The organism is Edwardsiella sp. A.80236, from assembly GCF_044540725.1.
GTDB classification, from domain to species: domain Bacteria; phylum Pseudomonadota; class Gammaproteobacteria; order Enterobacterales; family Enterobacteriaceae; genus Edwardsiella; species Edwardsiella tarda.
Window position 1 is genome coordinate 17,208 of record NZ_JBIUCY010000026.1, and the last position, 12,435, is coordinate 29,642.

General features: G+C 55.1%; 10 protein-coding genes. 5 read left to right on the forward strand and 5 right to left on the reverse strand.

What is annotated here, in order from left to right; genetic code table 11:
• Positions 1–13: 13 nt before the first annotated feature.
• A complete protein-coding gene (locus ACEQFP_RS16220) occupies positions 14–916 on the reverse strand; it encodes an AraC family transcriptional regulator (protein WP_005281867.1) in 903 nt (300 codons plus the stop codon).
• Between the two features lie 469 nt (positions 917–1,385).
• On the reverse strand, positions 1,386–2,102 hold the full coding sequence (gene btsR, locus ACEQFP_RS16225; RefSeq protein ID WP_005281865.1) for a two-component system response regulator BtsR: 717 nt from the start codon (positions 2,100–2,102) through the stop codon (positions 1,386–1,388).
• Positions 2,103–2,337: 235 nt separating this feature from the next.
• On the opposite strand from btsR, the gene ACEQFP_RS16230 reads away from it, so the two are divergent.
• Both ACEQFP_RS16230 and tyrA read left to right on the forward strand, forming a co-directional pair.
• Complete coding sequence (locus ACEQFP_RS16230) at positions 2,338–3,405, forward strand: 3-deoxy-7-phosphoheptulonate synthase (protein ID WP_068870384.1); 1,068 nt, start codon at positions 2,338–2,340, stop codon at positions 3,403–3,405.
• A 4-nt stretch (positions 3,406–3,409) separates the two neighbouring features.
• On the forward strand, positions 3,410–4,531 hold the full coding sequence (gene tyrA / locus ACEQFP_RS16235; RefSeq protein ID WP_035598454.1) for a bifunctional chorismate mutase/prephenate dehydrogenase: 1,122 nt from the start codon (positions 3,410–3,412) through the stop codon (positions 4,529–4,531).
• Between the two features lie 24 nt (positions 4,532–4,555).
• Here the strand turns inward: tyrA and pheA are convergent, their stop codons facing one another.
• The 3 genes from pheA to bamD form a co-directional block, all read right to left on the reverse strand.
• Entirely contained in the window at positions 4,556–5,722 is a 1,167-nt protein-coding gene (gene pheA, locus ACEQFP_RS16240; protein WP_068870299.1) for a bifunctional chorismate mutase/prephenate dehydratase, read from the reverse strand.
• 294 nt (positions 5,723–6,016) lie between these two features.
• Positions 6,017–6,355, reverse strand: a complete 339-nt coding sequence (gene raiA / locus ACEQFP_RS16245) for a ribosome-associated translation inhibitor RaiA (RefSeq protein WP_005281856.1) — start codon at positions 6,353–6,355, stop codon at positions 6,017–6,019.
• 350 nt (positions 6,356–6,705) lie between these two features.
• Entirely contained in the window at positions 6,706–7,443 is a 738-nt protein-coding gene (gene bamD / locus ACEQFP_RS16250) for an outer membrane protein assembly factor BamD (RefSeq protein WP_005281854.1), read from the reverse strand.
• 132 nt (positions 7,444–7,575) lie between these two features.
• On the opposite strand from bamD, the gene rluD reads away from it, so the two are divergent.
• From rluD to clpB, 3 genes are all read left to right on the forward strand, one after another.
• Positions 7,576–8,556: a 23S rRNA pseudouridine(1911/1915/1917) synthase RluD gene (rluD, locus tag ACEQFP_RS16255; RefSeq protein WP_370547222.1), complete on the forward strand. Its 981-nt coding sequence runs from the start codon at positions 7,576–7,578 to the stop codon at positions 8,554–8,556.
• On the forward strand, positions 8,553–9,287 hold the full coding sequence (gene yfiH, locus ACEQFP_RS16260; RefSeq protein WP_068870297.1) for a purine nucleoside phosphorylase YfiH: 735 nt from the start codon (positions 8,553–8,555) through the stop codon (positions 9,285–9,287). The genes rluD and yfiH overlap by 4 nt, the downstream gene beginning before the upstream one ends.
• A gap of 179 nt (positions 9,288–9,466) precedes the next feature.
• Entirely contained in the window at positions 9,467–12,040 is a 2,574-nt protein-coding gene (gene clpB, locus ACEQFP_RS16265; RefSeq protein ID WP_005281848.1) for an ATP-dependent chaperone ClpB, read from the forward strand.
• The last annotated feature ends 395 nt before the right edge of the window (positions 12,041–12,435 follow it).

Genomic DNA, 12,435 nt, shown 5'->3' on the forward strand with positions numbered 1-12,435 from the left:
CCATATTGCTGGATTAAGCTTGGTTTTGCTGGAGGTAGTCGGTAATCGACTGATTAAACTTCCGCTTAAAGTGGCGGGCCGCGGTTGAGAAGGAGTTGTAACCACTTAGAAAAACGATCTCATTCAATTTCTTATGCTTCATCTTCTGTAGGTTATCACAGAGTAACTTCAGGCGAATATCGGCACTGAGACGATTGAAGGTGGTGCCATGAGAGGCGAGTATATATTGAATGTTGCGCGCTGACATGGCGCATAGTTGTGCCAACTGGGGGAGTGATAATGATTCGTCATAGATATTCATAGTGATTTTCTTGACGATCAGTTCATATTTACTGTTGTTTTCTTGCTTTTCATTATAAGTGATGACCTTGATTAAGTTGGTGACAATATCTAAGCGCTCGGCTAGGCCGGGGGCATGCTGCGTGGTTGACATGATTTTATTGATCTCGTCACCATATTTAATCGATGAGAGTTTACGCCCGATCAAGCCTTGGATGACATGCTCTAAGCGATCCCCCAGTAACGAGAAGGGGATAGCAAAGGAACGCGTTTGCTGGTAACCCGGTGACGAGATTTGAAAGCCTTTTGAGCTGTCGATCAGAAAGGAGTCGCGGTAAGGTAAGGTGCAGTTTAACCCCTCCTCGCCCCATTGCATCTTATGGTCTGAGTAGATGAGGTAGAGTACCCGGCTTTGCTGAGCATGCGCGATGTGATGGGTAATATTATAGCCACAGGCGCTCATGGTCATAAAGCGCGCACCATTACTCAGTCGGCTAATCATCGCCTTGGCATAGAAGTCTTCCGAGGTCATGTCGAGGGTGAGTCGCCCGCATTGTAACTGTTGTTGCATAAAGGATAACAGTGCCGGGATATCTTCATAGCCTTTGGCTTCATAGGTGACTGTTGTATTCATCATAACTAACACCGTCAGAGAGGACTCATCACATCGCTATAAATTAATATAACCTGGACAATATACTGGTTATTTAGTGCAAATCCGATATAAAAGTGCAAAAAAGCAGTGAGATTTTTAATCTGCTGTATTTACGCAGAATTTACTCGGAATTACCGAGCTACGCCACAACAATCAGTCTCTCTTTATTATAGATACTCGCAAGATATTAGTAAGCATTGCATCAGATTAACCCGCTAGAGGTATTTATTGAGCAATGTGTTTGAGTGCGCGGGGCGAAAAATCGAGACGCGAGAATATTGCGCGGTGCTGACTGGAGTAGTTATCTTATTAATCAATACACTGGCTTAAACAAGAGGCTCGTTTCTCATGGCAAGAGAAGCGTTCGCCATCATGGAGGAGATGCGATGGTTGGACCATGCTTAATTCTTTCCGTCGATTTTTATTAGCTATGCTAATCGATGGTGGGCACTTAGGCGATACCGAGGTGCTCCTTTAAGTTTTTTAAGTAACGTCGGCTGACCGGAATACGCTTACCACTTTGGGTGAGGACTTCTGCCGCACCATTATCCAGTAACTGGATCTCCTTGAGACGATCGACGTTAACCATATATTGACGATGGCAGCGGATCAGCGGTGTTTTTTCTTGCAGGGTTTTGAGTGTCAGCTGGGTGTAACCACTTTGTTGGTTACCGACAACATGGATGCCGCTGAGCTCCGATGACAGATACTCGACCTCCTCCAGTTTGAGCAAGAAGATACGGTTTAAGCCGTGGCAAGGAATGTGTTTAAGCTGCGGTTCTTGCAGGGGATGCAAATTCTGGCGTAATTCGTTGCCACGGAGTAGGCGCTCAAGGGTCTTGTGTAGTCGGGCCGTATCGATCGGTTTAAGGAGATAGTCGAAGGCATGCCGCTCAAAGGCTTGGATGGCGTATTCGTCGAAGGCGGTGATAAACACGATGTAGGGCAAGGTGTCGGGATCCAACATGTTCACCAGTTCTAGCCCACTGATGCGTGGCATTTGAATATCGAGGAAGAGCACGCTGGGCCGCAGGCGATGGATCTGGGGAATGGCTTCCAACGCATTGGCGCAACTGGCGACCAGCTCGATATCTGGATAGCGTTGGAGCAGCGTAGCGAGTTCGTCGCGTGCCGGTTGCTCATCGTCGACAATGATGACTGTTAACATGCTCCCTCCTGAAAACGGCGCCATCTTATCATGTGATATTAACCGGTGGGGGTGAGTCACCAGGAAACTGCGTGTTGCTTCAAAATTTGCTGCCGTTGAGCCTGTAAAGATAACTGTGCGATTATCTTTACGATTATGGATTGAAAACTTTACGATAGCTGTTAATGTAAACACCACAGGAGAGCGTCCCGGGCTGACCCCGGGCACCATGACCAGACAGGCGGATATTTCGATGATGCAAAAAGATGCGGTTAATAATGTGCATATCAGCGACGAACAGATCTTGATCACGCCGGAGGCATTGAAGGCGCGTTTCCCGCTCAATGCGGCACAGCAGACGCAGATCGCTGCCTCGCGCCAGACGATCGCGCGGATCCTTGCCGGCGATGATGATCGGTTGTTGGTGATCTGTGGCCCCTGCTCGATCCACGATGTCGATGCGGCCCTGGAGTATGCCGCCCGTTTACGGCGCTTGGCTGAGACACTGAGCGATCGGCTCTATATCGTCATGCGGGTCTATTTCGAGAAGCCGCGTACCACCGTGGGGTGGAAGGGATTGATTAACGATCCCTATATGGATGGCTCATTTGATGTTGAGGCGGGTCTGCATATTGCGCGGCGCCTGCTGCTGCAACTGGTCGAAATGGGATTGCCACTGGCGACGGAGGCCTTGGACCCTAACTCGCCCCAATACCTGGGTGATCTGTTTAGCTGGTCTGCCATCGGCGCCCGTACCACCGAGTCACAGACCCATCGTGAGATGGCCTCAGGCCTGTCGATGCCCGTCGGGTTTAAAAATGGTACCGATGGTAGCCTGGCGACGGCGATCAACGCGTTGAAGGCGGCGGCGATGCCACACCGTTTTGTGGGTATCAATCAGGCGGGGCAGGTTTGTTTGTTGCAGACGCAAGGCAATCCCGACGGTCATGTGATCCTGCGCGGTGGCGCGGTGCCGAACTATAGCGCGCAGGATGTGGCGCAATGTGAGGCGCAGATGGTACAGGCCGGCCTTCCTCCACGCCTGATGATCGATTGCAGTCATGGTAATTCCAATAAAGATTATCGCCGTCAGCCCCAGGTCGCCGAGGCGGTGATGGCGCAACTGGCTGTGGGTAATCGTTCGATCATCGGCGTGATGCTGGAGAGTCACCTGTTTGCAGGTAATCAGAGTTCGGAGCAGGCGCGTAGCGCGATGCAATATGGTGTCTCGGTGACGGATGGGTGTATTGATTGGGCGACGACAGAAACCTTACTGCGTGCGATGCACCAGCAGCTGTCAGGCATAGGGCGAGGGGAGAGGTAAGCTCATGGTGGCGGAACTGAGCGCGTTGCGCGACGAGATTGATGAGGTTGATAAGGCGTTATTAGCGCTACTGGCGCGCCGCCTGGAATTGGTCGCGCGGGTCGGCGAGGTGAAGAGCCATTACGGGTTGCCGGTCTATGTGCCAGAACGCGAGGCGGCGATGCTCGCCTCGCGCCGGGCCGAGGCGGAGCAGCTCGGTGTCTCGCCGGATCTGATCGAGGATGTCTTACGCCGGGTGATGCGGGAATCGTACTCCAGCGAGAATGAGAAAGGCTTTAAGGCGTTAAATCCCACCTTGCGTCCGGTGGTGATCGTCGGTGGCGGCGGAAAGATGGGCGCCTTGTTTACTCGGATGCTCCGTCTCTCCGGGTATCAGGTACGCATCCTTGAGCCACAGGACTGGCCGCAGGCCGAGGCGCTATGCGCCGATGCGGGGATGGTGGTGGTGAGCGTGCCGATCCCTCTCACCGAGGCGGTGATCGCCCGCCTGCCGACCTTACCGGCGGATTGTTTGCTGGTCGATCTGGCGTCGGTGAAGGCTGCGCCGTTGCAGGCGATGTTGGCGGCCCATACCGGTCCTGTGCTGGGATTACACCCCATGTTTGGTCCCGATGTGGACAGTTTTGCCAAGCAGGTGATCGTGTATTGTGATGGGCGTCAGCCGCAGGCTTATCAATGGCTGCTGGAGCAGTTACAAGTTTGGGGGGCGCGTCTGCATCCTATCAGTGCCGTCGATCATGATCAGAACATGGCCTTCATCCAGGCGCTGCGCCATTTCACGACCTTTGCCTATGGTCTGCATTTGGCGGAGGAGAATGTCAGCCTGGCACAGTTACTGACGCTATCATCGCCGATCTATCGCCTGGAGTTGATGATGGTTGGGCGGCTGTTCGCCCAGGATGCCCAACTGTATGCTGATATCATCATGGCATCGGCAGACAATCTGGCCTTGATTAAGCGCTATCACCAGCGCTTCGGTGAGGCGATACGACTGCTGGAGGGGCGAGATAAGGCGGCCTTCGTTACCGCTTTTCAACGTGTCGCACACTGGTTTGGCGACCATGCTCAACACTTTCAGCAAGAGAGCCGGACGTTGTTGCGCCAGGCGCACGATCGCCGCCGTTGAGCGGCGGCGATCCGTGGGGCGCTATTACGATGGTGTGCCGTTGCTGACCGGTATGACGTTCTCACTCGGGTAGCAGCCCAGTACTTTCTGTGAGCGCGTCAGTGAGCGCAACGCATGCAGCGCCTGCTGCATGGCGGGATGATTGAGGTTAGCCTGCACATCCAGATAGAACATCTCCTCCCACGGGTTGCCGTTGATGGGACGTGACTCCAACTTCGTGATGACGATGTGCTGTTCGCGGAAGGCCAGCAGTGCGTCGACCAGTGCGCCAGGCTGTTGCCCAGTGGCCATGATCAGGGTCGTCTTGGCGGCGACCTGGCTGTTGACCTCGATGGCCTTACGCGCCAACACGATGAAGCGTGTCATATTCTGTGTCTGGTTAGCCAGATCGTGAGCCAGGGCTTGTAGGCCATATAGCTGGCCGCCGGCGGCGCTGCCGAGTGCCGCTACCTGAGGAGAGCGCAAGGCGGCGACCTGTTCCATCGCGGCGGCGGTGCTTTCACAATATTCGATCTTCCACTGTGGGTAGCGGTTGAGAAACTGGCTGCACTGTTGGAAGGGTTGCGGATGGCTATAGATGGTGGTCAGTTGCTTCAGATCGCTCTCGCCGTTGACCAGTAGGCAGTGATCGATCGTCAGCGTCAGCTCGCCGACAATCGACAGGCTGGTGTGTTGCAGCAGATCATAGACCTCGTTGATCGAGCCGGAGGAGGTATTTTCTAGCGGTAGTACGGCATAGTCGGCTTGGCCGCTCTCGACCAGGGCGACGATATCGGCAAAACGCTGACAACCGCACTCGATGGCTTGCTCGAAATGGCGGGCGGCATAGCGCCGGGCGGCCAGATGGGAGTATGAGCCTTTCGGGCCGAGGAAGGCGATACGTGCCGAGGTCTCTGCCGCCTGGTGAGCCTGTTGCAGCAAGGCTTGCTGAGTGAGGACTGACTCCTCGATGATCAGTTGAAACAGGCGTGTGATGAAGTGGGCATCCAGCTGTAGGGGTTTGCCCTGCTCGATCAGCCGTTGTAGCAGTTCGCGTTCACGGGTGAGGTCGCGTACCGGATGGTGTAGCGCCTGCTTGGCCTGGGCGACCTGCTCGGCCAAGCGACGACGTTCACCCAGCAGGGTCAACAGTTGGCTGTCGACGGCGCTGATCTGCTCGCGTAGCGTCAGTAACGGATTGGATGTGCTCATCGGTTGCCCTTATTAATCGATTTGATGCCATAGTTTACGCACATAAAAAAGCCTCCCCGGGGGAGGCTGCACATCGTTCTTTCGTTGCCCTTTTAAGGTAGAAAGCAGCCTCCCAAGCGACAGGGGGTAAAAAAGCGGCAATGAAAGAAAGATAAACGACCCGGCATGAGGCGGCTCCAATGTGTGGGATAGCCTTACGTTACCTGTGATACTTTTTCTCTGTCAACGTTTTTGCCATAACGAAAAACGCGCCCGATGGGGCGCGTTATGGCAGGTTAAGTCGCTACTTCTAGGCTATTCTTCGCTAGCCGCCTGCAAATTGGCCTCTTTTACGCTGGTGTGTGCGCGGCGAGCCTCACCTTTATGCTGTACCTTGTTTAACTGGCGCTCCAATTTATTCAGCAACTCGTTGATCGCCGCATACATATCTTCATGTTTAGCGCTGGCGACCAGTTGCCCATTGGGGGTATTGATGGTGGCGTCAACCACGAACCCCTGCGGATCCTTGGACAGAATAATGTGCGGGTTGATCAGATGCGTTTGCCATTTGTCCAGTTTGCTGAGACGGTCTTCGACATGTTCACGGATGGCAGCAGTGATTTCCATTTGTTTGCTGGTGATGCTGATAGTCATACAGATACCTCTCTGTCTTTTCCGTCTTGGTAATTTCAGCATAACGCGCCGTGGCGCAAAGTGTGAGAAGAAAATCACGGATTTTTGTCACTTTTTGCAAAGTTAGATGGTTTTGTGACTCTGGTGAAAAGTGCTGAAAATAGCGCTTGAGTCAGCGGAAATTTATGCGCATGATGAAAAGGTTGGCGGCAGAAAAGGTGGTATAGCCTGGGCTGTGCTTTGGCTGAAATCTAGCATGGGGATGGCGTTGTTTCCGTTCACTCCATTGCCTCGCTCGCCAGGATGATAAAAATAAAGGCAGCCATTGGCTGCCTTTTGTCGTTACTCATAGCCGTTATGCGACTATGCTATTAGGCGTTATCGCCATTGAAGGCGATGATCTTCTGTACTTTGGCGGCTTCGCTCATCAGACCCAACTGACGGTAGGCGTTCTCCATCAGTGGCAGCGCATCACGCGTCGCCTGAGTATCCGGGTAGTTACGTAGCATCTGCTCGACACGGTTGACCACGGCGACATAGGCACCGCGTTTGGTATAGAAGCGTGCGACGGCTAACTCATGTTTTGCCAGACGGTTTTTTAGGAAGATGAGTCGTTTGGTCGCATCGCTACTGTATTGGCTGTTGGGATAACGCTGTACCAGCTGGCTGAAATCACGGAAAGCCTGGCGGGCATGCTCCGGGTCACGGTCGGAGCGGTCAATACCGAAGAAGCCTTGCAATGCGCTATCGTCCATAGCCATGTCGGTCAGGCCGCGCATGTAGAGCACATAGGGCATATTTTGGCTGGTTGGATTTAGGCGGATGAAGCGATCGATGGTAGCCTGTGCCATCGGCAGGTCGGCCGACTTATAATAGGCATAGATCAGATCCAACTGTACCTGCTGAGAGTAAGGGCCAAATGGATAACGGTTATCCAGCGCTTCCAGTTGCGTAATCGCCGCTTTAAAGTTACCGTCCTGCAGCTTTTGCTGTGCGGTAGCGTAGATTTCGGCAGGCGGATTGTCGGGCACCGCCTCTTTAGAGCTGGAGCAACCAACCAGCGCCAGGCTCAACGTGGTGGCAGCCACCAGATATTTGATACGCGTCATGACGTTTTGCTTACCCTTTTTATGTTGTTCCGGGCGGCTCTCCGTTAAGCTCCCGGCAAAGACCAGCTACAATAGCACACTATTTTAAACGGCAACGCCGAGAAAACCCAACGTTAACGAAAGAAACTCACTATGGCACAACAAGTACAACTCACCGCGACGGTGACGGAATCCCAGCTCGGCCAACGTTTAGATCAGGCGTTGGCGGAATTGTTCCCTGATTATTCACGTTCACGCATCAAAGAGTGGATCCTTGAGGATCGCGTCAGCGTCAATGGGATCATCATCAATAAGCCCAAGGAGAAGGTGCTGGGTGGTGAGCATATTGCCATTGATGCGCTGATTGAGGAAGAGAACCGCTGGGAAGCGCAGGATATCGCGCTGGATATCGTCTATGAAGACGAGGATATCCTGGTGATCAATAAGCCCCGTGATCTGGTGGTTCACCCGGGCGCCGGTAATCCCGACGGCACGGTGTTGAATGCGCTGCTGCATTATTACCCTCAGATCGCCGATGTGCCGCGCGCCGGGATCGTACATCGCCTGGATAAAGACACCACCGGGTTGATGGTGGTTGCGAAGACGGTGCCGGCGCAGACGCGTCTGGTCGAGTCGTTGCAGCTGCGTGAAATCACCCGTGAATATGAGGCCGTCGCGATTGGTACCATGACCGCGGGGGGCACGGTGCGTGAGCCGATCGCGCGCCATCCGACGAAACGTACCCATATGTCGGTGCATCCGATGGGGAAACCGGCGGTGACTCACTACCGGATCATGGAACATTTCCGCGCCCATACACGCCTGCGCCTACGTCTGGAGACCGGACGAACGCACCAGATCCGTGTTCATATGGCGCACATCAACCACCCGCTGGTGGGCGATCAACTGTACGGTGGCTGCCCGCGTCCGCCGCGTGATGCCTCGCCGGAATTTATCCAGACGCTGCGCGCCTTCGATCGCCAGGCTCTGCATGCGACCATGCTGCGTCTTTACCACCCGATTAGCGGTATCGAGATGGAGTGGCACGCGCCGATTCCGGAAGATATGCAGCGTCTGATCGCGGTGATGCAAGAGGATGCCGAAACCTTTAAGGATGAGATGGACTGGCTATGAAACTGATCACGCCGCGCTGGGCGGCGCCAGCGCGCGTCTCGGCGTGCTCCACGACCCGTGAGGGCGGTGTGAGCCAGGCACCCTATGCCTCACTCAATCTTGGGCTGCATGTGGGCGATGTGCCCGAGCAGGTGGAGGCCAACCGCCAGCGCCTGTGTCAGGCATTGCAACTCCCGACGCCGCCGATCTGGTTAGAGCAGGTGCACGGTACTCGAGTATTGACGCTGACGGATTCGGCGGAAGAGAGAGATGTGCGCGCCGATGCGGCCTATACCCGTACTCCGGGGCAGGTCTGCGCGGTGATGACGGCGGACTGTCTGCCGGTTCTGTTCACCAGCCTACGGGGCGATGAGGTCGCAGCGGCCCATGCGGGTTGGCGCGGGCTGTGTCATGGGGTGTTAGAGCAGACCTTAGCCTGCTTTGCCGCCGAGCCCCCACACATCCTGGCCTGGCTGGGGCCAGCCATCGGACCGACGGCTTTCGAGGTGGGGCCCGAGGTGCGTGAGCAGTTTATCGAGCAAGATGCCGCCAGCGTGACGGCCTTCCAACCCGTCGCGGGGGGCAAATATTTGGCGGATATCTACGCGCTGGCGCGCCTGCGTCTCCAGGCGGTCGGTGTCCGCGATATCAGCGGTGGCGACTGCTGCACGCTGAGCGATCCACAACGCTTCTTTTCCTACCGCCGAGCCGCCCAGACCGGGCGTATGGCCTCGCTGATCTGGTTCTCCTGAGTCTCTGTTCGCCTACTGGGTCGCCTGGGCGCGCCCAGGGGGGCGACAGCGCTGTACGCTTCGCGTGCCACCCTCCGTTGCACAAAAAATAATTAAATAATTGTCACAGTTTGGTTGAAAAGTGCAGTCTAGACCACACTTATTCTCCAGAAGCAATTTGCATATGTCTCGGAGGAATCATGCGTCTGGATCGCTTAACCAACAAGTTCCAGTTAGCCCTCGCTGACGCCCAGTCTTTGGCACTCGGGCGTGACAACCAATTTATTGAACCGATACATCTGATGAGCGCGATGCTCAATCAGGATGGGGGCACGGTTCGTCCGCTGCTGGCCTCTGCGGGCGTCGATATCGGCGCGTTTCGCCAGTCGCTGGAGCAGGCTATTAGCCGTCTACCGCAGGTAGAAGGTACGGGTGGCGATGTTCAACCATCCAATGAGTTAATTCGGGTTCTCAACCTGTGTGATAAGTTAGCGCAAAAGCACAACGACACGTACATATCGTCCGAGTTGTTTATCTTGGCCGCGATGGAAGAGCGCGGCAAATTGGCCGATATGCTGAAGGCCGCCGGTGCCTCTGCGCAGAAACTTAGCGCTGCCATTGAGCAGTTGCGTGGAGGAGAGAAAGTGGAAGATCAGAATGCCGAAGATCAGCGCCAGGCGCTGAAGAAGTACACCATCGACCTGACCGAACGTGCCGAGCAGGGCAAGCTGGATCCGGTGATCGGGCGTGACGAAGAGATCCGCCGCACCATCCAGGTTCTGCAACGCCGTACCAAGAATAACCCGGTACTGATCGGGGAGCCGGGGGTCGGTAAGACCGCCATCGTCGAAGGGTTAGCTCAGCGCATCATTAACGGTGAAGTGCCGGAAGGCTTGAAGAATAAGCGTGTGCTCTCCTTGGATATGGGGGCGTTGATCGCCGGGGCGAAGTTCCGTGGGGAGTTCGAAGAGCGCCTGAAGGCGGTGCTGAACGATCTGGCGAAGCAGGAGGGCAGCGTCATCCTGTTTATCGACGAGTTGCATACCATGGTCGGCGCCGGCAAGGCCGACGGCGCGATGGATGCCGGGAACATGCTGAAACCGGCATTGGCGCGCGGCGAGTTGCACTGCGTCGGGGCAACGACCCTGGACGAATACCGTCAATATATTGAGAAGGATGCCGCGCTGGAGCGCCGTTTCCAGAAGGTTTATGTCGCGCAGCCCTCCGTCGAGGATACCATCGCTATCCTGCGTGGCTTGAAAGAGCGTTATGAACTGCACCACCATGTGCAGATCACCGATCCGGCTATCGTGGCGGCGGCGACGTTGTCACACCGTTATATTGCCGATCGACAGTTGCCCGATAAGGCCATCGACCTGATCGATGAGGCCGCCTCCAGCATCCGGATGCAGATCGACTCTAAACCGGAAGCGTTGGATCGTCTGGAACGGCGTATCATCCAGCTTAAACTGGAGCAGCAGGCGCTGAAGAAGGAGTCCGACGAGGCCAGTAAGAAACGTCTGGAGATCCTGAATAGCGAGCTGGAGGAGAAGGAGCGTGACTACGCCTCACTAGAGGAAGAGTGGAAGGCGGAGAAGGCCGCGTTAACGGGCACCCAGAATATTAAAGCCGAGATCGAGCAGGCGAAGATCGCCCTGGAGCAGGCACGGCGTAGCGGCGATTTGGCGCAGATGTCGGAGATCCAGTATGGCAAGCTGCCAGATCTGGAGAAGCAGTTGCAGTCGGCGACACAGGCTGAAGGCAAGAGCATGAAGCTGCTGCGTAATAAGGTTACCGATGTCGAGATTGCCGAAGTGTTGGCACGCTGGACCGGTATTCCGGTATCGCGCATGCTGGAAGGTGAGCGAGAGAAACTGCTGCGTATGGAAGATGAGCTGCATAAACGCGTCGTCGGCCAGAATGAGGCGGTTGAGGCGGTCTCTAACGCCATCCGTCGTAGCCGGGCCGGTTTGTCCGATCCGAATCGTCCCATCGGCTCTTTCCTCTTCTTGGGGCCGACCGGGGTAGGTAAGACCGAGTTGTGCAAGGCGTTGGCTAACTTCCTGTTCGACAGCGATGACGCCATGGTGCGTATCGACATGTCTGAATTTATGGAGAAGCACTCCGTATCGCGTTTGGTCGGGGCGCCTCCGGGATATGTCGGCTATGAAGAGGGCGGTTATCTGACCGAAGCGGTGCGTCGTCGTCCTTACTCGGTCATCCTGCTCGACGAGGTCGAGAAGGCGCATCCGGATGTGTTTAACATCCTGCTGCAGGTGTTGGATGATGGTCGCTTGACGGATGGCCAGGGTCGTACCGTGGACTTCCGTAACACGGTGGTGATCATGACCTCAAACTTGGGCTCTGATCTGATCCAGGATCGCTTCGGCGAGCTGAGCTATGGCGAGATGAAAGAGTTGGTCATGAGCGTGGTCACCCACCACTTTAGACCAGAGTTCATCAACCGTATCGATGAGACGGTGGTCTTCCATCCGTTGGGTCAGGAGAACATTAAGGCGATCGCCCGCATCCAGTTGCAGCGGTTGTATCAGCGGTTGGAAGAGAAGGGCTACAGCGTCACGATGAGCGAGGCGGCGTTGGATCAGCTCTCTCAGGCCGGCTTCGACCCGGTTTATGGCGCACGTCCGTTGAAGCGAGCCATCCAACAGGAGATCGAAAACCCGTTGGCACAACAGATCCTGTCCGGGAAACTGTTGCCGGGCAAACCGATTACCCTGGCGTTGGACGGCGAGCAGATCGTGGCACAGCAGTAATTCACGATGGCGCAATACGAGGGCAGCCCGATGGCTGCCCTTTCTTTTAGCTATTTCCCATCAGCGGAGGCCGGAAAAGGTATGAAAATAACGCACTCTGTATGTAAAGTGGTCGAATGATAAAAAAGTTGTAATTAGGGCTTGTCAGGCGGCGTAATCTCCCTATAATGCGCCTCCATCGACACGGCACTTGTGAACAACATCACAAGATGAGCCGGGGAGAGTGAAGTGAAAAACGAGAAATTAATCGTTGACACTCACCGAGGAAAGCGTAACATACGCTGCCTCGACTTAGTGAAGCAAAGCTCCTAAGTCATTGCTCTTTAACAAATTATCAGACAATCTGTGTGGGCACTCGCAAGATTCGTATTAAGCATTCCTCGGAATGCCAAAAT